General features: G+C 66.3%; 19 protein-coding genes. 4 read left to right on the top strand and 15 right to left on the bottom strand.

The features are described from left to right. Positions 1 to 2: 2 nt before the first annotated feature. The 3 genes from IEG05_RS16980 to IEG05_RS16970 all read right to left on the bottom strand — a co-directional run bounded on the left by IEG05_RS16980 (position 3) and on the right by IEG05_RS16970 (position 4,335). Positions 3 to 2,045: an ATP-binding protein gene (locus IEG05_RS16980; protein ID WP_046621958.1), complete on the bottom strand. Its 2,043-nt coding sequence runs from the start codon at positions 2,043 to 2,045 to the stop codon at positions 3 to 5. Positions 2,046 to 2,471: 426 nt separating this feature from the next. Next, positions 2,472 to 3,953 (bottom strand): YdgA family protein, encoded by a 1,482-nt coding sequence (locus IEG05_RS16975; RefSeq protein WP_191122426.1) that lies wholly within the window; start codon positions 3,951 to 3,953, stop codon positions 2,472 to 2,474. A gap of 184 nt (positions 3,954 to 4,137) precedes the next feature. Next, positions 4,138 to 4,335: a DUF2934 domain-containing protein gene (locus tag IEG05_RS16970; protein WP_023446418.1), complete on the bottom strand. Its 198-nt coding sequence runs from the start codon at positions 4,333 to 4,335 to the stop codon at positions 4,138 to 4,140. Positions 4,336 to 4,594: 259 nt separating this feature from the next. Between IEG05_RS16970 and pgm the strand changes: the two genes are divergently transcribed. Next, on the top strand, positions 4,595 to 6,259 hold the full coding sequence (gene pgm / locus IEG05_RS16965) for a phosphoglucomutase (alpha-D-glucose-1,6-bisphosphate-dependent) (RefSeq protein ID WP_191122425.1): 1,665 nt from the start codon (positions 4,595 to 4,597) through the stop codon (positions 6,257 to 6,259). Positions 6,260 to 6,275: 16 nt separating this feature from the next. Here pgm and IEG05_RS16960 read toward each other — a convergent pair whose 3' ends face one another. The 7 genes from IEG05_RS16960 to pbpG form a co-directional block, all read right to left on the bottom strand. Further along, positions 6,276 to 6,461, bottom strand: a complete 186-nt coding sequence (locus IEG05_RS16960; protein ID WP_191122424.1) for a hypothetical protein — start codon at positions 6,459 to 6,461, stop codon at positions 6,276 to 6,278. Between the two features lie 106 nt (positions 6,462 to 6,567). Continuing rightward, entirely contained in the window at positions 6,568 to 7,173 is a 606-nt protein-coding gene (locus IEG05_RS16955; protein WP_191122423.1) for an eCIS core domain-containing protein, read from the bottom strand. Positions 7,174 to 7,252: 79 nt separating this feature from the next. Continuing rightward, entirely contained in the window at positions 7,253 to 9,322 is a 2,070-nt protein-coding gene (treS, locus tag IEG05_RS16950; RefSeq protein ID WP_191122422.1) for a maltose alpha-D-glucosyltransferase, read from the bottom strand. A 57-nt stretch (positions 9,323 to 9,379) separates the two neighbouring features. Next, positions 9,380 to 10,936 (bottom strand): PepSY domain-containing protein, encoded by a 1,557-nt coding sequence (locus IEG05_RS16945; RefSeq protein WP_191122421.1) that lies wholly within the window; start codon positions 10,934 to 10,936, stop codon positions 9,380 to 9,382. A gap of 5 nt (positions 10,937 to 10,941) precedes the next feature. Then, positions 10,942 to 12,990 (bottom strand): TonB-dependent receptor, encoded by a 2,049-nt coding sequence (locus IEG05_RS16940; protein ID WP_191122420.1) that lies wholly within the window; start codon positions 12,988 to 12,990, stop codon positions 10,942 to 10,944. Positions 12,991 to 13,110: 120 nt separating this feature from the next. Next, a complete protein-coding gene (locus tag IEG05_RS16935; protein WP_046621973.1) occupies positions 13,111 to 13,503 on the bottom strand; it encodes a DUF2946 family protein in 393 nt (130 codons plus the stop codon). 154 nt (positions 13,504 to 13,657) lie between these two features. After that, a complete protein-coding gene (gene pbpG, locus IEG05_RS16930; protein ID WP_191122419.1) occupies positions 13,658 to 14,596 on the bottom strand; it encodes a D-alanyl-D-alanine endopeptidase in 939 nt (312 codons plus the stop codon). Positions 14,597 to 14,829: 233 nt separating this feature from the next. Between pbpG and IEG05_RS16925 the strand changes: the two genes are divergently transcribed. Together IEG05_RS16925 and IEG05_RS16920 are read left to right on the top strand one after the other, a co-directional pair. Beyond that, complete coding sequence (locus IEG05_RS16925; RefSeq protein ID WP_003282345.1) at positions 14,830 to 15,138, top strand: ElaB/YgaM/YqjD family protein; 309 nt, start codon at positions 14,830 to 14,832, stop codon at positions 15,136 to 15,138. A gap of 12 nt (positions 15,139 to 15,150) precedes the next feature. Then, the gene (locus IEG05_RS16920) at positions 15,151 to 15,762 is read left to right on the top strand and encodes an NAD(P)-dependent oxidoreductase (protein ID WP_125897413.1); all 612 of its coding nucleotides are present in this window, start codon (positions 15,151 to 15,153) and stop codon (positions 15,760 to 15,762) included. Here the strand turns inward: IEG05_RS16920 and aroE are convergent. Together aroE and hemF are read right to left on the bottom strand one after the other, a co-directional pair. After that, a complete protein-coding gene (gene aroE, locus IEG05_RS16915; RefSeq protein ID WP_191122418.1) occupies positions 15,759 to 16,571 on the bottom strand; it encodes a shikimate dehydrogenase in 813 nt (270 codons plus the stop codon). The genes IEG05_RS16920 and aroE overlap by 4 nt on opposite strands. A gap of 41 nt (positions 16,572 to 16,612) precedes the next feature. Further along, positions 16,613 to 17,530, bottom strand: a complete 918-nt coding sequence (hemF, locus tag IEG05_RS16910) for an oxygen-dependent coproporphyrinogen oxidase (RefSeq protein ID WP_191122417.1) — start codon at positions 17,528 to 17,530, stop codon at positions 16,613 to 16,615. Positions 17,531 to 17,683: 153 nt separating this feature from the next. On the opposite strand from hemF, the gene IEG05_RS16905 reads away from it, so the two are divergent. After that, the gene (locus IEG05_RS16905) at positions 17,684 to 18,661 is read left to right on the top strand and encodes an NADPH:quinone reductase (RefSeq protein ID WP_191122416.1); all 978 of its coding nucleotides are present in this window, start codon (positions 17,684 to 17,686) and stop codon (positions 18,659 to 18,661) included. A 54-nt stretch (positions 18,662 to 18,715) separates the two neighbouring features. Here the strand turns inward: IEG05_RS16905 and tsaC are convergent, their stop codons facing one another. The 3 genes from tsaC to IEG05_RS16890 form a co-directional block, all read right to left on the bottom strand. Beyond that, positions 18,716 to 19,273, bottom strand: coding sequence for an L-threonylcarbamoyladenylate synthase type 1 TsaC (tsaC, locus tag IEG05_RS16900; protein ID WP_191122415.1), 558 nt, complete (start codon positions 19,271 to 19,273; stop codon positions 18,716 to 18,718). Between the two features lie 176 nt (positions 19,274 to 19,449). Then, positions 19,450 to 20,547 carry a DNA-processing protein DprA gene (gene dprA / locus IEG05_RS16895; RefSeq protein ID WP_191122414.1) on the bottom strand — a complete coding sequence of 366 codons (1,098 nt, stop codon included), beginning with the start codon at positions 20,545 to 20,547 and terminating at the stop codon, positions 19,450 to 19,452. Positions 20,548 to 20,633: 86 nt separating this feature from the next. Then, entirely contained in the window at positions 20,634 to 21,659 is a 1,026-nt protein-coding gene (locus tag IEG05_RS16890; protein WP_046621984.1) for a LysM peptidoglycan-binding domain-containing protein, read from the bottom strand. Position 21,660 lies beyond the last annotated feature (1 nt).

Here is a 21,660-nt window from a genome sequence, read left to right as displayed (position 1 = left end):
CCTCAGCCGTTGCCGAGCATCTCGCCAACCTTGGTGGCAAAGACGTCGATGGCGAAGGGCTTGGTGATCACCGCCATGTCCGGGCCGAGAAAATCGTTGGCGGCAAAGCTCTCGGCATAGCCGGTGGCGAACAGCACTTTCAGGCCGGGGCGTTGCTGGCGGGCGATGTCGGCCAGTTGCCGGCCATTCATGCCGGGCAGGCCGACGTCGGAGACCAGCAGGTCGATGCGCTGCTCGCTCTCGGTGATGCGCAGCGCTTCGCTGGCCTCGCCGGCTTCCAGCGTTTCATAGCCCAGCTCGTTCAGCACCTCGACCACCAGCGAGCGCACCACCGGCTCATCTTCGACCACCAGGATGGTTTCACCTGTGCCCGTGGGTGTGCGCTCGGGTTCGTGGGCGAGGGCGGTGACGTCGCCGTGATGCACCGGCAGGTAGAGATCCACTCGGGTGCCAACACCTGGTTCGGATTCGATCTGGATGTAGCCCTTGGCCTGCTTGATATAGCCATACACCATCGACAGCCCGAGCCCGGTGCCCTGGCCGATCGGCTTGGTGGTGAAGAACGGCTCGAAGGCGCGCTTCATGACATTCGGCGCCATGCCGCTGCCGGTGTCGGCGACGCTGAGCAGCACGTACTCGCCGGCGCTCATGCCGCGTTTCTTTGGGTCGGGCGTGTCGCCTATCGTGAAGCTGGCGGTGGACAGGGTGATGCGGCCACCGTAGGGCATGGCATCGCGCGCATTGATGACGAGGTTGATCAGCGCGCTTTCCAGCTGGTTGACGTCCATGCAGGCGGGCAGCAGCCCGGCGCGGAGGCGCGTCTCGATGGTGATGTTCTCACCCGTGGTGCGATGCAGCAGATCTTCCAGCGAGGCCACCAGCTGGTTGACGTCGACCGGCTTGAGGTCCAGCGCCTGCTGCCGGGAGAAGGCCAGCAGCCGCTGGGTCAGCGCGGCGGCGCGCTGGGCGGACGTCACGGCGGCGCCGATGTAGCGCTCCAGCTCCAGCGGCTCGTTGCGCTGATGGCGCCGTTGCATCAGGTCGAGGCTACCGATGATGCCGGTCAGCAGGTTGTTGAAATCGTGGGCGATACCGCCGGTGAGCTGGCCGACGGCTTCCATCTTCTGCGCCTGGCGCAGGGCTTCTTCGGCGCGGCTGCGCTCGGTGACCTCGGTGGCCACCCGCGCTTCAAGGGTCTCGTTGAGCTGGCGCAGGCTGTTCTCGCTGACGCGCAGCGCGTCTTCGGCACGGCGGCGGGCGCTGATGTCGGTGCAGGCCCCGGCTACGTAGGCCAGCCTGCCATCAGCATCGCGGAACGCCTTGGCCTTGCAGGCCAGCCAGCACTCCGCGCCGGTACGCAGCAGACGAAACTCCGCGGTGTAGTCATCGCCCCTGGCGTAGTGTTCGAAGGCCAGCCGCACATCGGCGCGGTCTTGGGGATGGACCTGCTCGACGAAGGCATCGACGTTGGCCACCTTCAGCCCGAGCGGCAGGCGGAAGAGCTGCTCCAGCGCACTGTCCAGGCTGAGGCTGCCATCACTGAGCAACCAGGTGAAGGTGCCGGTACCGGAGGCGAGCAGCGCTGCGCGAAAGAGCTCTTCGGAGTGGCTGAGACTGGCCTTCTTCTGGCGCCTGACTTCCTCGGTCACGTCTTCGACCTGGTGGATGATGTAGAGCAGCTCGCCCTGCTCATCGAGCACCGGCACGTTCAAAGGCCGCCAGTAGCGCAGCTCGAAGCCGCCGCCCTGCGCAGTAGGCCGCGGGATGTCATAGCGAGTGATCGCCATGCGATCCGGCGCACGGGTACGCACCACGCGTTCGAGTGAATCGCGCAGTACGCTGGTGCCGAACTCGGTCGGATCGTCCGGGTTCTTGCGGAACACGTCGAAGACCGGTCTGCCGATGCTTCCTTCCCTGCGCGTATGAGTGGCGCGCAGTTGCGCATCGCTCGCGGCGAGGATGGTGAAGTCCCGGTCAGGCGCCAGGATCAGGTGCAGGTTGGGGACGGCTTCGAATATCGCCTGATAATTGAGCGTCTGCGTCATCGGACAAACGGGCCCTTTGAATGAATCCCCGGCAGGGTGGTTTGCCGCCGGCCGGGGTCTGCATGGTTTGAATGAGCGTGTGCTTCTCGCTGCGTCAGGCCGGAATCGGCCAAGTCCCGGCTCCACCGGGCGCATCTGTCATATTCAGCAGAGGCGGCGAGGGCGATGATGGTTCCAGCCACCTGACGGAGCGCAGGCGAATACGACCGACGCGTGGGTCATTCGCGCAGACGGGCGGGTGGCATGCGATGCAGGCAGCGGTCGCGCGGATCGCGGTCGCATGGCCGGCTGGGGAAGGGCGGTTCAGGATGATGAAGCGGGTCGGGCTGGCCGCAGCCGGCCCAGAACCAGACGGCCCTGCCCAGCGAGGTGCTGAACAGGGCCGCGGAGTTTTCTGTCACTGCGGACGCATCCGCAGGCTGGCGCTTACTGGCCGAGCAGACCGGCGTTCTGCGCCGAACCGAAGGCGAAGCCGATGAATTCCTGCACGCTCATTTCGCGGCCGTTGAAGGTCACCCGGTTGTCAGCGTAATGCAGCGAGCTGACCAGGCGTTCGCCTTCCAGGCGCGACCAGCCGGTGTCCAGCGCCATGCCGCTGAACAGCTCGGTGGCGGCGTCGGTTTCCTGCTGCAGTGCCGCCTTATCGAGCTGGCCGTCAGGCTGGTTGTTCTGCGCGACCAGCCCGGCGATGTCGCGCACCAGGTCCTTGTCGATACCGGCTTCGGCCTTGAGCGAGGCGAGCATGCTGGTGATCATCGCATCCGGGGTGAAGGCTTCTGTGCTCGGCGATTGCAGGTCGAGCACGACGGACAGGCGGGCCGAACCGTGGGCGGTCTCGAAGCCGAACTCGTCGAGGGCCAGGGTGGGTTTGTGTTCCAGCAACTGCAGGCCGTGCGCCTGCAGTTCCTGCTGCTGGGCGGCGGTGATGCCGGCGAAGGATTCCTGCGGGGTGGCGCTGCTGTCGAGAATTTCCTTGTAGCTCGCGACCAGCGCCTTGAGGCTGCTTTCCTCGAGGTTGCGCAGGCTGAAGGCGAGGGTGAGGTTGCGCAAGGCCTGGCCTTTGGCGCTGACCTCGCCGATGCGGTAGGCGATGGTCTGGTCGAGGCCACGGCTGCCGCGGCTCAGCGACTCCTCGACGGAGGCCTGCTGGATGACCACGGCAGGTTCGTCGCCGGCCTTGATCTCCATGCGTTCCAGGGTGATGGCGGACGGGCCGAAGCCGAAGCCCGCGTCATAGTCCTGCTTGTCGGCGCTCAGGCCGATGCCGCGCAGGCTCACCTGTACCGGCTGGCCGCTGTCGCTGCGCTGCAGGTCGATGTCGACTTCCGCCAGTTCACCGTCCATGCGTACGTCGCTGCCGGCCTTGTTCGCCTCGAAGTTGAGGTTGGCCGGTGCGATGCGCACGCTGCCGTCTTCGTCCTCGATGTTCAGCGCGGCGGTGCGCAGATCGCCGGCCTGGCCGCCGTCGTAGCCGATGGTCACGTCACCCACCAGCGGCACTTCGCCGGAGGCGGCATCGAACAGCTTCTGCGTCAGCGGCGTGCGTTCGAGTTCGAAATGGCTCTGCGCGGCGACCGGCATCAGCTGACCGCGGCTCAGACGGGAGACGGGGAAGGGGCCGTGCTCGAGGCGATCCTGCAGCAGCAGGGCGTAGTGTTCGGTGTTGCCTTCGTCGTCCGCCACTTCGATGTCGATCTGGTAACGCGCGGTGCTGGAGAGCAGGCCGCGTTCGAAGCTCAGCAGGGTGAGGCCGACCTCGGCACCGGCGCCGACGCCCATCTCGCGCAGCTTGAGGTTGGCCTGGTCGACGGCATCACGGGCGGTCGATTCGACCTGGGTGCTGGTGTAGAAGGTGGCGGCGCCGAAGAGGGCCAGAGGTACGGCAACGGCGAGTGCGAGCTTTTTCATGGAGGCATCCTGTGCGGTGGCTGGGCAGACGTCCTGTCAGCCGGTGGTTGGCAAGCGGCGGCACTCTAGCAGCGCGCAGCGGCAGGCTCCAGCGCGCCGGGGCAGAGGATGGGAAGGGTGAGAACGTGGCAGCAGATTCGGGCGGGACGACGCCTGCTGCGCCTTCGCCGCCCTGCCTGCGTGGTTAATGCATGTTGTCCGATTTCGGCATGGGTATCGCCACACTGCTTTCCACACTGCCGGCCTCGGCGTCGCCTTCCTTGTAGAAGGGTTCGATTTCCTCGCGGGCCTGTTGCCAATGCTCGCTTTCCTTGCCTTCCGGCTGGCCTTCGGCTTGCCAGATCTCATAGGCGCGCTGGCGGATTCGCTCGTCGACGTTCATGTGACAACCTCCTGGTCACGGGCTCGCGAACGCGAGCCGCTAAGCAGTGGAAAGGGGGCTGCGGCGGAGGTTCCGGCGGGGCGACGAGCGCGCATGGCCCTGGTTGCGCCGTGGCGTCGCAGGCTGGATAACGCCGCGTATGGAACCGCCGGCGCTGATGCGGTCGAAGCTCTGGATAAATGGCGCCGACTGGCGTTTCATTCGCTTCGCGCCACGCCCGCTTGGGCCGACGTACCGCCTTTTCGCACAGGACTGACCGATGAGTATCGCCGCCAACGCAGGACGCCTGCCCGACCCGCACACCCTGACCCACCTGCCGCGCCTGGTGGCGCGCTACTACAGCGACCGGCCGGACCCGTCCGACCCGGCGCAGCAGGTCGCGTTCGGCACCTCCGGGCACCGTGGCTCCTCGCTCAAGGGCAGCTTCAACGAGTGGCATATCCTCGCCACCACCCAGGCGATCTGCGATTACCGCCGCCAGGAAGGCATCGACGGCCCGCTGTTCATGGGCATGGACACCCACGCGCTGTCCGAACCGGCGTTCATCTCGGCGCTGGAAGTGCTCGCGGCCAACGGCATCGAGACGCGCATCGACGCCGGCTGCAGCGAAACCAACGGCGAGCCGGGCTACACACCGACCCCGGCGATCTCCAACGCGATCCTCAGCTACAACCGCGGCCGCACCAGCGGCCTGGCCGATGGCATCGTCATCACGCCGTCGCACAACCCGCCGGGCGATGGCGGCTTCAAGTACAACCCCACCAACGGCGGCCCGGCCGACACCGGGGTGACCAAATGGATTCAGGAGCGCGCCAATGCGCTGCTGGTCGCCGGTCTCGAGGGCGTCAAGCGCATGGATTACCGCCAGGCGCTGAAGGCCCCGACCACCCAGCGCTTCGATTTCATCGACGCCTATGTCGGCGGGCTGGAGCGGGTGATCGACCTCGACGCCATCCGCGGCTCGGGTCTGAAGTTCGCCGTCGACCCGCTGGGCGGCGCCGGCGTGCACTACTGGCCGCGCATCGCCGAGCGCTTCGGTTTGCCGCTGGAGGTGCTGTCCACGGTGGTCGACCCGACCTTCCGCTTCATGCGCCTAGACTGGGACGGCAAGATCCGCATGGACTGCAGCTCGCCGCATGCCATGGCCGGGCTGATCGAGAACAAGGACCGCTTCGACGTGGCCTTCGCCTGCGACACCGACCACGACCGCCACGGCATCGTCACCCGCTCCGGCGGGCTGATGAACCCCAACCATTACCTGGCGGTGGCCATCGAATACCTGTTCACCCATCGCCCGGGCTGGAGCGCCGAGGCCGGCATCGGCAAGACGCTGGTGTCCTCGTCGATGATCGACCGCGTCGCCGCCGGCATCGAGCGTCGCCTGGTGGAGGTACCGGTGGGCTTCAAGTGGTTCGTCGACGGCCTGATGGACGGCAGCCTGGGCTTCGGCGGCGAGGAATCGGCCGGTGCTTCGTTCCTCGACAAGCAGGGCGGCGCCTGGTCCACCGACAAGGACGGGCTGATCCTCGGCCTGCTCGCCGCGGAAATCACCGCAGTCACCGGCAAGGACCCGAGCGAGCGCTACAAGGCACTCACCGACCGCTTCGGCGCGCCGGTGTACCAGCGCATCGACGCCGCGGCCAACCGCGAGCAGAAGGCGCGTCTGGGCAAACTCTCGGCTTCGCAGGTCAGCGCCAAGGAGCTGGCCGGCCAGCCAATCACGCGCATCCTTACCGAAGCACCGGGCAATGGCGCGGCCATCGGTGGGCTGAAGGTGGAGACGGAAAACGGCTGGTTCGCCGCGCGACCATCCGGCACCGAGGACGTCTACAAGATCTACGCCGAGAGCTTCGAAGGCGAAGCGCACCTGGCGCGCATTCAGGCCGAGGCCAAGGCGCTGGTGGATTCGGTGCTGGCCGGCTGAGGACCAATGCCCGGCGTCAGGCGTCGGGCTTTAGCTGCTGGCGGTCACTGATATTGACCGCCAGCTGCGCGGCTTCGACGTCGTCGGTCAGGTAGCGGCTGTTGCCATCGGCATCGGTGACTCGATAGACCATGGCGATATCCGGGTGGCGCAGATGCTCGGGAATGTCGTCGCCTTCGAGCTTGGTCACGGTCACACTCATGGCTCGGCTCCTGTTGGCGGTATCTGTCTGGCATGTGACTGCGCCGCGGCCGATCCGATCCGCTGAAACCGGGAGCCGCTCATCCGACACGGCGCGAGCGCATCGCTCAGCGTGGCGCATCCAGCGCCTTTTCCACCTCGATTTCCAGCGCATAGGCCGGCTGTTCCACGGCGCGGTGGTCCAGCGTATAGCGTCGGGCGAACTCGGCGACGCCCCAATCCAGATACTGTTCGACGTGCTTGAGCTCATGGGCCCAGAGCGCGACGTTGTCCTGCGCATCGCTGGCGTGGCGGAAGACGATGACGTCGATCAGGGTCACGGCGTTGACGTCCGGATTGCGCAGCAGGGTGTTGCCGGCATTCAGCGCCACTTCGTCGCCGACGCGGTAGTGCGCGCTTTCCAGCACCGCGAGATCGAAGAAGGGTTCGAGCTGCGAACGGATATACAGCGGCATCGGCTCGACGCCGCCGGCCATCAGACGATCCCGCGATTGCTGAATCCAGTTCTGCAGCGCCAGCGCGGCCATGCGCTGCACACGGTCGTAAACGGCTTGGGTGTCGCTTGCCGAGCCGGGCACGCAGAGGCAGCTGCCGCTCAGGCAGATCGGCTGCTGGCCGGGCGGGCAGGCCGTCTGTGCCAGAGCCGGAGCGCCGACCCACGCCATGCAGGCGAGCAGCAGGGAAAGGCGGCGAAGAAGCGGGGTGAACGACACGCGAAGTCCTCGAAGGCGAGGGCGAGCCCCGGGCCGGTGCGCACTATAGCTGTGCGCCCGGGGCTCGCGAAGAGGGCCTTCAGATCACCGGCGATGCCGCGCTCACCACCCGCAGGGCCAGGCCTTCGTAAGGGTCGAGGTTGAAGGTCAGCTCGCAGTTCTCGGTGAGGTCACCTTCAACGCGCTCGTGGATGATGTCCACCACCGGGCCGGGCGCCACGCCGGGCAGGCAGACGGTTTCGCTGATGGTCTCGGCGCTGAAGTTCAGCGCGGTGATCTGCACGCCTTTGCCGGCCGGCAGCTCGTGAACCATGATCAGCAACCCCGGCGCCTGCACATCGGGAATCAGGATCTGCTTGCTCGCGGCAATGTCGTAGGCCTGGCGCACGCTGAGGATGCGCTTGAGCTGGCAGGCGAAGGAACCGGTGCTCTGCAGCTGCTCGGCCAGGCTGCCATACAAGGCGCGGGCTTTCGGCAAGCCTTCGGCGGACGTCGATGCCTCCGGTGCCAGGTCCGCCAGGTCATAGCCGCCGCGGTTGATCCAACGGGTATCGCCGTCGCCCATCAGGTGCTCGACCTGCTCGGGCGCCAGCGGCAGGGCGCCGACCAGATCCCAGCCGGAGAGGGCGAACACGCCGGGCTGCATGGCATTGAACATCACCAGCAGGATATGCAGGCGCTGGATCTGCTCCACTTCAGCCGGGCCGATGGCGTCCAGATCGCGGATATTCAGCGCCGCCGCGATCACGCTGGCGGTGGTGCAGGCCACGCCGTTGGTGACGAACTTGAGGTTGTAGGGCGCATGCTCGCCGGTCAGCCGTTCGTACAGCTCCTCACGGATCAGCTCGCGCAGGTGTCCGCCGGGCAGCGTCTGGCCCTTGTAGTGGTAGTGGTCGTAGGCGTGCAGCGTCCAGAAATGCACCAGTTCCAGGGTCAGCTCGTCGTGGTTCTGCAGTGCATGGATCAGCGAGGCCGGGTCGATGCCGAAGGCGTGCACCTCGCGCAGCATCATGCGCAGGAACTCGGTGTCGCCGGTCACCAGCGCGTGGTGATAGGCCGGACGGGTGATGAAGTCGTAGGACAGGTCGGCACCGCCGTGGGACATGGCGGCGATGTCGTCGATGGTCAGGTTCAGTTCCTGGAAGCTGAAGCCCCCGGCCTTGCGGATCGCGCCGGCGAGCAGCTGGTTGCCGGTGACCGACAGCGGGTGGCCTTCGGACCAGGCGGTGCCCTCGGCACGCCGCTCGACGCCGAGGAAGCCGTTGGCATCCAGGCGCAGCATGCGGGCGCCGGCCACATCAATGGCATGCAGGGCATCGCCAATGATCAGCTGCTGGGCGGCGAACGTCGGATCGAGCCAGTTCAGCGACGGCTGACCTTCCTTGAAATAGTGCAGGTAGACCCAGCGCCTGACCTTGCCGTCGACCCCGGTGACTTCCCCGGTGGCGCTCCAGTCGGTGTCCTTGATGCCGGGCTCGAAGAAGATCACCCGCTGCAACTGGCCGACGATGTAGTGCTTTTCATGCAGGCGATCAACGACCGGCGGTTCGAGATTGACCGAATCGCGTCCCGGCGGCACCTCGGGCAGCAGTTCCCAGTCCTCCTCGCGGATCTCCACCATGTGGTACAGCCCCGGGTAGTCGCCGTAGGCCATTTCCGCGAGGCGGAAGTCGGCGCCCTTGCCGGTGTGCGCCGGGACGATGTCGTCGATGACGATGGCGTTGTGCGCGGCGGCGACCCGGCTAAGCTGCAGCATCTGCTCTTCGGTGCCCAGCTTCGGGTCGATATCGAAGCTGATGCGGTCGAAGTTGCCGTCGATGGTCGGCGTGAACTCGCGTCCGCTCAAACCACCAGAGCGCTTCATCGGGCCATTGTGGATGCCCTGCACACCCAGCTCGGAGAGCGCGCTCCACAGGCGATCGTCACCCAGCGCTTCGAGCACCGTACCGCCCTCGGGGGTGATGATGGCTGCCGGGTAGGCGGTGAACCACACCGAGCCGATGGCGCTGGCATCGCGCGGCCGCGCCTGGGCGTAGGGCCGCTGCCAGAGCCGCGCCTGGCCGGCATAGAGGCGCGACCGCTCGCGCGCCGCGTGCAACATGGACTGGTCCACCAGCCACTGGATATAGCTATCGTCTGGGGTGCTCATTCGACGTCGGTTCCCGCTGTGCTAAGGGAAATGTAGTCGTTTGAGTCAGGTGCTCCGTCATCGTTGCATCGAATCGTCCGCCGAAGTTGTCCCGGCCAGCCGCGACGGCCGGGCATCCGGCGCGGCCCGTGGCCTGACGCGCCGTGGCCGACCACGCAGGCGACGCCAGCCCAACAGCACGCCACTGATGGCGATCGCCAGCATGCCGGCGCTGAACGCCAGCAGCAGGCCGTCACGCATCCGCGGCCGTTGCAGCAAGGGCAGCCAATCCCAGCTGTGCAGCAGCTTGAACACCCAGCGCACGGCACGCCGGCGCTGGTCCAGCTGCTCGATGACGGTGCCGCTGTAAGGGTCGAGATGCAGCCAGGTTGCGGCCGGATCGTCGAAACGCACCCGCAGCAGCGGCAGCCGTCGCGGTAGATGGCTGTAGAGGCTCGGTTCGCTGCGGGCGTAGTAGTGGAAATCTTCCTGTTCCAGCCATTCGAAGCGCAGCGACTGCTCCGGCCAGGCCTCGCGGACCTGGCGCTCCAGTACCGCGCGCTCAAGGTGTTCCTGCGCCGGCCCGGCGGATGCGGCGGGCAGAATGCGCGTCTCGCCCCTGGCATCGAGGCCGAGCAGATAGGGCTGATCGCCGAGCATATGCCACTGCAGTTCCACCGCTTCGAAACCAGCCGCGCGGAATCGGGCCAGCGCAGAGGCAAGGTCAGTCTTGACCGCCCCAGCGTTCAGCGGTGCGTTTCTTAGCGCGGCGGCATCGATGGTCGAGCGTTTCTCGAACAACCCCCAGGGCTCCATCGACAGCATGCCGCTGACCAGCCAGACCAGCAGCACGACGCCGACCAGCAGACCGCCGACGTGGTGCACACGGCTGGCGCCAGCCGGGTAGGGCGAGTGCGATCCGTTGCGGTAGCGCCCGGTGAAGCGCCAGCGCAGCAGGCCGATCAGCATGCCCAGCAGCACCAGCACCGCGCCGAGCAGGGCGCCATAGACCAGCAGCGGCGACCAGGCGGCCTTCGGCATCACCTCGCGCAACGGATAGAGCCAGTGCAGCCAGGCGCCCAGCAGGTTCCAGGCCCGCTCGTGGGCGCTGGCATCGCGCACCACCAGCCCGCTGTGGCTGGAGACGTAGAGCAGCCGACCTTCGGCATCGTCCGCCTGCAAGCGATACAGCGGTCGCTCGCGGGCCAGGGCATGGTTGCGCGTCCAGGCATCCTCCTCGACCCGATCGAGCAAGCGCACCTCGGCACCGTCCGCGAACTGCCGCGCACTGGCTAGTGCCTCGGCAGCGCCAATGTGCTCGATCCGCCGGCCGCTGCGTGCATCGACCGCCAGCAGCGGCCCGTCGCCGTAGTCCAGCAGGTAGCGCGGCGAGCCGCCGGCACCGGTCAGGCGCAGGCTGAGCGGGGTGCGCGGATCGCCACTGGCGGCAAGCGCGGCACGCGGCGCGATGCAGCAATCGGCACTTAGCGGCTGCAGGCGTGAAAGGTGCTCCTCTGGCGTCAGCTTGGGGTAGCCGACGAAGAGCATCACCACGCCGCTGACGATCCAGAGCAGGACGAACAGACCGAGCCCGATGCCCAGCCAGCGGTGTGCGAGGTACAGATAGCGTTTCATGCCGGTCAGAAGTCCAGGGTCACGGCCGCATACAGCGCGCGGCCATCACCCGGCGCATGCAGTGTCTCGGCGCCGTCGTACCAGACGTACTCGTAGTAGCGGTCGGTGAGGTTCTTCAGCTGCAGGTCGACGGCCAGCTGCTCGGTCAGCTGGTAGCTGGCGCCCAGGTTGAATAGTACGTAGCCGCCGTACTTGCCCTGGGTGTTCTCGCGTTCGAGGTAGTAGTCGGTCTGGCCGTTGAGCCAGGCGCTGAGCTGCAGGTCCGGCGTCGCCTGGTAGGTGCTGCCGGCCGAGTACAGCCGCTGCGGCACATGATCGATCTCCTGGCCCTGGCTGGCCGGCAGGCTAAGGTCGGCCTTTTCGATCTCGGAGAACTGCCAGGAGTGCGCCAGCCACAGATTCAGAGCGCTGGCAGGGTAGAGGTTGAGCTGGGCGTCGTAGCCCCAGCGACGGGTCTGCCCGAGGTTTTCCGATTCGCCACTGGGATCGTTGAGCCGGCGCCGCACCTCGTCCGTGGCGACCTGCTCCCAGTAGGCGACGCGGCCGTCGAGCCAGTGCACCGGGCTGAACTTGATGCCGGTTTCCCAGCCGTCATTGATCGACGGCGAGAGATCGCTGGTGCGCGGCGGCACCTTGTAGGCGGCCGCGCCGGTACCGATCTGGAAGGTCCGCCCCCAGTTGCCATACAGGCTCAGCTGCTCGATGGGGGTGTAGATCAGGCTGATCTTCGGCTGCTCGATGCTGCCGTAGTCGTTGATCGCGTAATCGTTGCCACTCAGCTCGTCGGTGAAGTCACCCCGAATGCGGTCGACGCGAAATGCCGGGATGATCTTCAGCGATTTCACCGGCTGGATCACCGCCTGCAGGTAGGCGCCGTAGCTGTCGTAGTCGAAGCGCTGGTCGCGGGTCTGGGTCACCACCTGGCGCTCGACGGTGGTGTAGCGCTCGCTGCGGTTGCGCTGCTGCTCGGTGTCGAGCCCGCCTTCGATGGCCAGGTCATGCAGCCAGGACACGTCCGGGCGATAGGTCAGCGAGGTGCGCGCGCCGTAGTGCTTTTCCTCGCTGGTACGCCGCTGCTGTGGCGCCGATTGCGAGAAACGCACCCAGCGGTCGTCGTCCAGGGTGTTGAGCCAGACCTTGGTCGCCCAGCTGAGATCGCTGGCCAGCTGGCTGTCCAGATGCAGGCTGAGCTGATTCATGCGCCGCTCGCCCATGTCGCTGGATGACAGCGCGTAGGACTGACGGGGCGAGTGCCGTGCGTCCTCGCGGAACAGGTAACCCGGCTCGTCCGCTTCGGCCTCGTAATGCCGGGCGATCAGACCCAGGCGCCAGTTGCCGGCGTCCGGCGTGTAGAACCATTTGCCAGACAGGCTGGTGCGCTCGCTGCCGGCATGGTCGCGGTAGCCATCGCTGTTCTGCTGACCGATGAAGTAGTTCTGCGTCCAGTTGCCGGATTCGATGCCCTTGGCCAGCTGCAGCTCCTGGGTGTCGTAGCTGCCGTAGCGCAGCCGCGCCTTGCCGTAATCGCCGCCGATGCGCGACTGCACGGCGACGTTGCCGGCGATGTTGTACAGGCCGTAGCGCGGGTCGTTGGTGCCGCGCACCACCTCGATGCCGTCGATTTCCAACGGGAACAGAATGTCCAGATAGGGCATGTTGCCGTCGTTGCTGTTGCTCGGGATGCCGTCGATCAGCAGCTTGACCGCGTTGACCTCACCCTCGCCATTGAAGCCACGAAAGGACAGCTTGCCGGAGCTGGTGCCCTGGCCGAATTCGGTGAGCATCACCCCCGGCGTGCGACGAAACAGCTCCCAGCTGTAGAGCACCGGCTGCTGTTCGAGAATGTCGCCGCCGAGCAGGTCGACCGAGCTGATCACGCTGCTGGTCGGCAAGCCACCACCAGACTGGGTGGCGGTGACGGTGCTGCTGCCCAGCGACAGCGCGGAGGCGGCGGTATCGGCAAGGCTTGCCGGCAGATAAGCAGCAGCCAGGGCCGCAATAACAAGACGAGGCAGCGCAGGGCGCCGCGACGGGTGCGCAGGATGGTCGAGCATCTCGCATGTTCCTTGTGCAACAGACAGGGCCGTACGGCGAATGGCCGCAGGCAAACGCCAGCACCACCGTGGTCGGTGCAGACAGTTCAGGCGAAGCAACGAAGGGTGACGCCAGCGGCGTCAGGCGAGGGGGGAGGCGCGAGGATTGAGGGCCGGCCATTGTTGCCGTGGCGACGGCCGATGGGCGCCTGCTTCGACAGCGAGGACCGGGCCGCCACGAATTTCCTGCGGTAGCAGCGGTGCGGCGCCGGGCAGCGCTGCCAGGCCCATCGAGCCGGCGCAGCAGCAGCACGGCGGCATCCCGCCATGGGTTGCCGGTTCATGCTCGCCATGCTCCGCCGACCCGTGCAGTGCGTGCGACTGCTGCAGCTGTGCCTGCATCAACGGGCAATGGCCGCTCCAGCCGAGCAGCCGCTTGCTCTCCGCCGGCAACAGGCCCGACAGCGGCATGCTCAGCAGATGGATCAGCAGGGCCAGGCTGGCGAGCCAGGCGGGAAGGCGGCGGCGTGTCATCGGCGATCCGATCAGGCGCGGGTGCGAATGGCGTTCATGATAGGAACGACTCTCAGCAAAAAGAGTTGAGCAAACTCAAGAATGTTCGCTGATCGTCAGGCCTGCCGGTCAGGTTCGCTGCGCGACGCCATCGTCACGCAGCGAACGGCAGACCTCAGCGGGTTTTCAGCAGCGCTTGGGCAGCGTCCGCCGGTTGGCCGGCCAGCTGGCGCTGGGCCTGCTTCTGCTGCTTGTAGGCCAGCGCGGCGGCGGGTACCGGGGTCACGGTGCCGGTTTCCAGCCACTTCTTGAGGCGGTTGGCATCGGCCATATGGGTGTACTTGCCGAACGCATCGAGCACCACGAAGGCCACCGGCCGCTGTTTCATGGTGGTGCTCATCACCAGGCAATGCCCGGCGGCATTGGTGAAACCGGTCTTGCTCAACTGGATGTCCCAGTTGTTCTTGCGCACCAGGGCGTTGGTGTTGCGAAAGCCGAGGGTGTAGTTGGGTTTGCGGAAGGCGACGGTCTTCTCGTCGGTGGTGCTGAACTGCTGTATCAGCGTGTACTGGCGGCTGGCGCGGATCAGCTTGACCAGGTCATTGGCACTGGAGACATTGCGTTCGGACAGCCCGGTGGGCTCGACATAGTGTGTGCGGGTCATGCCCAGCGCCCGCGCCTTGGCGTTCATCGCCTGGATGAAGGCCGAGTAGCCACCCGGATAGTGGTGGGCGAGGCTCGCGGCGGCGCGGTTCTCAGAAGACATCAGGGTCAGCAGCAGCATCTCGCGGCGGCTGATCTCGCTGCCGATACGCACGCGGGAGAACACGCCCTGCATCTCCCTGGCATCGCGGATGGTCACCGGCAGCGCCTGATCCAGCGGCAGCTTGGCGTCCAGTACGACCATGGCGGTCATCAGTTTGGTCACCGAGGCGATCGGCACCACCATGTCCGGATTGCTGGAGTAGAGCACTTCATTAGTCTTCAGATCGACCAGCAGGGCGCTGCCGGAGGCGAGTTCCTGTACGGCCGGCTTGGCGGCCTGGGCATGGATGGCCGGCAACGAGGCCAGGCAGGCGAACAGCAGACTGGCGAGGGTACGACGAAAGTTCACGATGGGTGTTTCCCCGCGATGGAAGGGCGAAATGCGCTGAATGCGACGTGGTAGACGTTTCGCCAGTATAGGGAATCGCCCGCAGACTCGCCTCTTTCCGATGAGCGGTTCGTCGGAAGAGCAGCGCCAGAGCGGCCGCGTAACGATCCGGCCGGCGTTGCACTGCAGATCGGGCCGCACCTCTGCCTGTTTTCGGAGTCAAACAACCACACTTACCGAGGGGAGGTCCCACCATGTCCCGTTTCAGCAAAGCCACCACCCGCGAAGAAGTCCAGCACGAGATCGACAGCCTGATGCGCGCGCTCGATGAGCTCAAGCACGATGCCGCCCACGACTCACGCAAGCGCCTCAGCGCACTGCGTTCGCGTGCCGAGTCACTCTGGCACGACAACGACTGGGATGAGCACTATGCCGATATCTCCCGGCGCACTCGCGAAGCCAGCCGTGCTGCGCGCGAATGCGCCAAGGAGCATCCGCTGGGTACCCTGGCTCTGGCCGCGGGCGCCTTTGCCGTGATCGGCTATCTGATAACCCGTCGCTGATCGGCAGCCGTCATGCTCAATGCCGAAACGCCACGGCTGAAGTTCGCCCTTTACGGCGCTCACGACGACCTTGGCAGCGCGCTGCTGGTGGAGCTGCTCAGCCGCCAGCATGAGGCCGTGGCATTGCTCGACGACCTCAATTCGATAGCCGCCCGGCCAGGTCTGCGGACCAAGCCGGGCGATCCGTTCGATGCAGTGAGCGTCAGCGAGAGCGTGGCCGGGATGGATGCGGTGGTCTGTCTGTTTCAGACGCCGCGTCTGCCGGGCGCCGATACGGTTACCGGAGAGTCGCCCCAGCGCGATTTCTACCAGGCGGTGGAGGCGCTGTTGCTCGGTCTGGAGCGCGCCAAGGTCGAGCGCCTGCTGCTGGTTGCCGATTTCCCGGCGATCGAGCTGCAGCCAGAGGTCGAGGCTGCACTGCAACGACTGGTCAGCCATCCGCTGCGCTGGACGCTGGTAGACGCGCCGTCAGCCGGTAACCAGCTAACCATCGAGGCGCTGGCCGAAGCGGCTGGCAAGGGTGACGCCAATCCCTATCGGGAATTGCAACGCATCGCCGCCGGCATCGTCGATGAACTGGAAAACCCCCAGCACATTCATCAGCGCATTCACTTCAGCGGTTAGCTTAGCTGCCGACGCAGTTCGGCGAGCACCGGCGCCGTGTCCGGGCGTACGCCGCGCCACAGTTCAAACGCCTCCGCCGCCTGCTCCACCAGCATGCCGAGCCCGTCGCGGGTGTCCGCATCCAGCGCTGCCGCCCACTGGCAGAACGCCGTGGGCCTGGCGGCGTACATCATGTCGTAGCAGAAGCTCTGACCTGGCCGGATCAGGCTATCGGCCAGCGGTGGCAGTTCGCCGCCGAGGCTGGCCGAGGTGCCATTGATGATCAGGTCAACCGGTTCGGCAAGATCGGCGAAGGTGCTGGCGGACAGCGGCCCCAGTTCGGCGAATTCCTGCACCAGCTGTTCGGCCTTGCTCGGCGTGCGGTTGGCGATGATCAGCGCCGCGGGCTTTTGCGCCAGCAACGGCTCGAGTACGCCACGCACGGCCCCGCCAGCGCCGAGCAGCAAAATGCGCTGGCCCGCCAGCGATACACCGGCGTTCAGCAGATCGCTCACCAGCCCGGTACCGTCGGTGTTGTCACCGAGCAGGCGCCCGTCTTCAAGCTTCTTCAGGGTATTCACCGCGCCGGCACGGCGGGCGCGCTCGGTGAGTTGATCGGCCATCCCATAGGCCTGTTCCTTAAACGGCACGGTGACGTTGGCGCCCTGGCCGTCCCGGAAAAATGTACGGGCGAACCCCGGAAAGTCGTCCAGCGGCGCCAGCAGTGCCTCGTAGCAAAGCGCATGGCCGGTCTGCGCGGCGAACAGGGCGTGAATCTGCGGTGATTTGCTGTGGCCGATGGGGTTGCCGAAGACGCCGTAGCGGTCCATGGGTGAATCCTTGCGGTGTGGGTGCAGATAGCAGTCGAAGGTCAGGGCTGCTCGGCGAGCCAGTCGCGATCCTGCAGGAAGTATTCGGTCAGGCGCGCTTCCGGTGTGCCTGGCTCGGGATGCTTGTCATAGCCCCAGGCCACTTGCGGCGGCAGCGACATCAGGATGGATTCGGTACGCCCGCCCGATTGCAGACCGAACAGCGTGCCGCGGTCATAGACCAGGTTGTATTCGACGTAGCGGCCGCGGCGCAGCAGCTGGAACTGCCGCTCGCGCTCGCCGAACGGCGTGGCCTTGCGCCGCTGGACGATGGGCAGATAGGCGTCGAGGTAGGCGTCGCCGACCGCACGCATGAAGGCGAAACTGGTGTCGAAATCCCACTGGTTCAGGTCGTCGAAGAACAAGCCGCCGACACCACGGGGTTCGTGGCGGTGCTTGATGTGAAAATAGCGATCACACCACTCCTTGTAGCGCGGATAGACGTCCGCCCCGAACGGCGCGCAGGCATCCCGCGCGACCCGGTGCCAGTGCACGCAATCTTCTTCGGCGCCGTAGTAGGGCGTCAGGTCGAAGCCACCGCCGAACCACCAAACCGGTTCCTCGCCTTCCTTCTCGGCGATGAAGAAGCGCACGTTTGCATGAGACGTCGGCACATACGGATTGTGCGGGTGGATCACCAGCGACACACCGAGCGCCTCGAAGCCGCGCCCTGCCAGCTCCGGGCGATGAGCGCTGGCCGACGGCGGCAGGCTGTCGCCATGCACGTGGGAGAAGTTCACGCCGCCCTTCTCGATCAGTGCGCCGTTCTCGATCACGCGGGTCCGGCCACCGCCGCCACCGGGCCGCGTCCAGGCGTCCTCGGCGAAGCGCGCGCCGTCGTCTTCGGCCTCCAGCGCAGCGCAGATGCGATCCTGCAGATCGAGCAGATAGGCTTTGACGGCTTCGGTCCTGTGGTTCACGAAATCACCTTGCGAATGACCGCGCGCAGCCCTTGAGGCGCGACTGGGCGGTGCTCTGAAACGGGGTCGGCCGGCAAGCATAGCATTCAGCCGATTGACGAACGCAGCCCCGGCGGGTTGGATAGACGTTCTTTCAATGACCAGGAGCCAGACATGTCCCAGCGCATCCAATTCAGCCAGCACGGCGGTCCCGAAGTCCTGGAACAGGTCGATATGCCGCTCAGCGCGCCGGCTGCAGGCGAAGTGCGGGTGCGCAACCATGCCATCGGCCTGAACTTCATCGACACCTATTTCCGCGGCGGTCTGTATCAACCGCCGAGCCTCCCATCCGGGCTGGGCACCGAGGGTGCCGGTGTGGTCGATGCGGTAGGTGAGGGTGTGCAGCACCTGCAGCCGGGTGACCGGGTCGCCTATGCCACCGGCCCGCTCGGCGCCTACGGGGAACACCACACGCTGCCGGCTCGGCATCTGGTCAAACTTCCGGACTCCATCAGCTTCGAGCAGGCTGCCGCAGTCATGCTCAAGGGCCTCACCTGCCAGTACCTGCTGCGCCAGACCCACTCGCTGCAGGCCGGCGAGACGGTGCTGTTCCATGCCGCCGCCGGCGGTGTCGGATCGATCGCCTGTCAGTGGGCGCGCGCACTGGGCGCGCAGTTGATCGGCGTGGTGGGCTCTGCGGAGAAGGCCGAGCGGGCCAAAGCCCTGGGCGCCTGGGCCACCATTGATCGCACCCGCGAGGACGTGGTGCAACGCGTACTGGAGCTGACCGAAGGCAGGAAGTGCCCGGTGGTCTACGACTCGGTGGGCAAGAGCAGCTGGGAAATCTCGCTGGACTGCGTCGCCCCGCGCGGCCTGCTGGTCAGTTTCGGCAACGCCTCCGGGGCCGTCACCGGGGTGAACCTGGGTGTGCTGGCGCAGAAGGGCTCTCTGTTCGTCACTCGGCCAACTCTGGCCGGCTACGCTGACACGCCGGAACGTCTGCAGGCCATGGCCGATGAACTGTTCGAGATGATCGGCAGCGGCAGGATCCAGGTCGAGATCGGCCAGCACTACCCGCTCAGCGAAGCGGCCGAAGCCCAGCGCAAACTGGCGGCGGGGGAAACCACCGGATCGACCATTCTGCTGCCCTGACGCTGCGGCGGCTGCCTTTATAGGGGCAGCCGCACAGTGCGTTTCACCGCCGGCTCAGGCCGGACGAATCACATCACCCGTGCGCAGATCGCGAATGACACTGGGGTTACGTCGCCCACCCAGCGGACCGGCGAACACGGCATCGAGCTGACGCGGGAAATACTGCTCGACCCGCAGCCGCGAGCGCGCTGCTGGACGGCCGGCAGGGTTGGCGGACGTCGAGACCAGCGGGCCGGTCAACGCACACAGCCGCGTGGCCAGTGGATGGTCGGTCACCCGCAGTGCGACGCTGTCGTGCCGCCCGGTGATCCACTCCGGCAAGCGACCGCGATGCGGCACCAACCAGGTATTCGGCCCCGGCCAGGTAGCAGCCAGGCGGTCGAGCCAGCGCTCGGGCACATCGTCCAGCAGGAAGTCGAACTGCTCGATGCTGTCGGCGATCAGGATCAGGCCCTTCTCCACCGGCCGCTCCTTGAGCGCCAGCAGACGCAGCACCGCCTCTTCGTCCCATGGGTCGCAACCCACGCCCCAGACCGCTTCGGTCGGGTAGGCGATCACTCCGCCGGCGCGAACCACCCGCGCCACTTGCTGCACACGCCAATCGCCGATCATGCCGACCTCTGCCTGACTGAAAAGCCGGCAGTTTACCCAAGGCATCTGCCGTCGAGCAGGGGGCTGGGCGGCCGATTCGCAACAGCCTGCAACAGACACTCCGCATTTCGAGCGCGCAAACAACAGGGTGTGGATCGGCAGGCGCACGACAGATCTGCTGTGCGACTCAGCTCCGCCTAGCGCGAGATCACCGTCCAGAATCCGTTGTCGCAGGCCACCAGCCCGTCGACTTCCAGTTCGGTCAGCTGCGCCAGCACCTGCCCCAGCGGCTGATCGAGCGCCATGGCCAGTGCTTCACTGCTGCGCGGCGCGGCCAGCAGTTCGCGTAGCAGGGGGTTGTCCGACTGCTTCGGCGCCGGGCCTTCGCCGTCGGGCAAGTCGACGCGCTGCCAGCCACGCAGGGCCTCGAGCACATCCTCGACCGACTCCACCAGCGCCGCGCCCTGGCGAATCAGCTGATGGCAGCCTCGGGCGCCGGGATGATGGATCGAACCGGGGATCGCGTAGACCTCGCAGCCCTGCTCGGCAGCGAGTCGCGCGGTGATCAGCGAACCGCTCGACGGGCTTGCCTCGACCACCAGCACGCCCAGCGACAGGCCACTGATGATGCGATTGCGCCGCGGAAAGTTGCTCGCCTGCGGTGGGCAATCCAGTGGCAGCTCGGACACCAGCGCACCGCCTCCGTCGACGATCTGCTGGGCGAGGCCGACGTGACGCTGCGGATACAGCCGTTCGAGACCGGTACCGAGCACCGCGACGGTCTTGCCGCCGGCGTCCAGCGCGCCCTGATGAGCCGCGCCATCAATGCCCAGCGCCAGTCCACTGGTGATGACGAAGCCGGCACCGGCCAGGCTGCGGGAGAAGGCGCGGGCATTGTCCAGACCATTGCGCGAGGCGCGGCGGCTGCCGACCATCGCCAGCTGCGGTCGCTCGAGCAAGCCGGGATCGCCGGAAATGAACAGTAGCGGTGGTGCATCCGGCAGTTCAGCCAGCAAGGCGGGGTAGTTCGGGTCGTCCCAGCAGAGCAGATGCCGGTCCGGCTGCTCCAGCCAGGCAAGGGTGGCACTGGCACGCTCGCGGATGTCGGCGCTGCGTCGTGGCTCGGCACAACTGGCCGGCAATCCCAGCGACCGCCAGGCACTGGCCGGCGCGCTCAACGCCGACGAGGCATCGGGAAAGGCGCTCAGCAACTTGCGCAGGCGGCTTGGGCCGAGTTCGGGCAATAGATGCAGACGCAGCCGGGCTTCCAGCTCGGCAGGGGAAATGGCAGGCATGGTGAACACTCCTTGTCTCTTTGCACCGCATCCGTGCGGTGCTGTCGCAGCATGAAAAAGCCCCGCATTCGCGGGGCTCTCTTGTTTCAGGGGTTACGGACCTTGTCGCTCACCGCCAGTGAGCGGGTGGCCTGCAGTATCAGGCCGTAGCTGAGCTTGTCGTAGGTGCGGAACACCATCAGCAGGCCGGAACGCTCGTCCGGAATCTTCACGTTCTCACCCGTCACGCGGTCACGTACGGTTTCGCCGGTCTTGTAGACCGCCAGCACGTTGCCGTCCTTCAGACCGTCGCGAGCGCCCTTGTTCAGGGTGACCACGTCAAACTGGCCGATCTGGGTAACGCCGCGCGGTACATCGAGAATCACACCGTCCACCTCCGTCTCAGGCGAGCTGGGCATGAACGTCGAGTTGACCGCACGCTCCTCGCTGGCGAACAGACGATCGCCGATGCGGGCTTCCTGGGTGGTACGGGTCAGGTGCATGGTGGCGATATCGCCTTCGACTTCGACGATGTCCACGGTGCCGATGTCATCGGCGTTGATACCGAGAAATTCGCCGGTTTCCGGATCGACGTAGGTCTTGCCCTGGCGGAAGATGCCGTACGCCGGCATGTCTTCTTCGAAGCTCCCGCGGCCGTAGATGCGGTCGCCCGCGCCGCTGACCACCCGCTCGGCGTTGCCGGCGACGATGTAGGGCGCACCCTGGAACTGCTCAGCGGTGTCGATGATGCGGTTGCTCAGCAGGAAGCTGTTGATCGCTTCCAGCGGAATGGTCGGGATGGCTTCGGCCATCGGCGTGGTGCGAACGGTCGGCGACAGTTTGATGGTGCCGCGCGAGGCGCCGCGGTCGAGCACAAGACGCGGCTGGCCGTCGACGTAGACCAGGCTCAGGGTATCACCGGGATAGATCAGATGAGGGTTGGCAATCTGCGGGTTGGCATGCCACAGCTCCGGCCATTTCCACGGCTCGCGGAGGAAGCGGCCGGAAATGTCCCAGAGTGTGTCGCCCTTCACCACCGTATAACGCTCCGGATGGTTGTCCTTGAGCTGCACCGCGGCCTGGGCGAGCCCGCCGACGGCCACCAGCAGCAGGGCGAGTAGTGATTTCCTCATG

Origin of the sequence: Stutzerimonas kunmingensis, from assembly GCF_014764705.1 — a bacterium.
Lineage (GTDB): Bacteria > Pseudomonadota > Gammaproteobacteria > Pseudomonadales > Pseudomonadaceae > Stutzerimonas.
This window is presented reverse-complemented; position numbering and strand designations above follow the sequence as displayed.

Coding starts and splice junctions, on each gene's coding strand:
- IEG05_RS16980 (WP_046621958.1), bottom strand. CDS start 2,045: ATGACGCAGACGCTCAATTATCAGGCGATATTCGAAGCCGTCCCCAAC.
- IEG05_RS16975 (WP_191122426.1), bottom strand. CDS start 3,953: ATGAAAAAGCTCGCACTCGCCGTTGCCGTACCTCTGGCCCTCTTCGGC.
- treS (WP_191122422.1), bottom strand. CDS start 9,322: ATGAGCACCCCAGACGATAGCTATATCCAGTGGCTGGTGGACCAGTCC.
- IEG05_RS16960 (WP_191122424.1), bottom strand. CDS start 6,461: ATGAGTGTGACCGTGACCAAGCTCGAAGGCGACGACATTCCCGAGCAT.
- tsaC (WP_191122415.1), bottom strand. CDS start 19,273: ATGATCGGCGATTGGCGTGTGCAGCAAGTGGCGCGGGTGGTTCGCGCC.
- IEG05_RS16940 (WP_191122420.1), bottom strand. CDS start 12,990: ATGCTCGACCATCCTGCGCACCCGTCGCGGCGCCCTGCGCTGCCTCGT.
- IEG05_RS16970 (WP_023446418.1), bottom strand. CDS start 4,335: ATGAACGTCGACGAGCGAATCCGCCAGCGCGCCTATGAGATCTGGCAA.
- dprA (WP_191122414.1), bottom strand. CDS start 20,547: ATGCCTGCCATTTCCCCTGCCGAGCTGGAAGCCCGGCTGCGTCTGCAT.
- IEG05_RS16890 (WP_046621984.1), bottom strand. CDS start 21,659: ATGAGGAAATCACTACTCGCCCTGCTGCTGGTGGCCGTCGGCGGGCTC.
- pgm (WP_191122425.1), top strand. CDS start 4,595: ATGAGTATCGCCGCCAACGCAGGACGCCTGCCCGACCCGCACACCCTG.
- IEG05_RS16935 (WP_046621973.1), bottom strand. CDS start 13,503: ATGACACGCCGCCGCCTTCCCGCCTGGCTCGCCAGCCTGGCCCTGCTG.
- aroE (WP_191122418.1), bottom strand. CDS start 16,571: ATGGACCGCTACGGCGTCTTCGGCAACCCCATCGGCCACAGCAAATCA.
- IEG05_RS16925 (WP_003282345.1), top strand. CDS start 14,830: ATGTCCCGTTTCAGCAAAGCCACCACCCGCGAAGAAGTCCAGCACGAG.
- IEG05_RS16920 (WP_125897413.1), top strand. CDS start 15,151: ATGCTCAATGCCGAAACGCCACGGCTGAAGTTCGCCCTTTACGGCGCT.
- IEG05_RS16945 (WP_191122421.1), bottom strand. CDS start 10,936: ATGAAACGCTATCTGTACCTCGCACACCGCTGGCTGGGCATCGGGCTC.
- IEG05_RS16905 (WP_191122416.1), top strand. CDS start 17,684: ATGTCCCAGCGCATCCAATTCAGCCAGCACGGCGGTCCCGAAGTCCTG.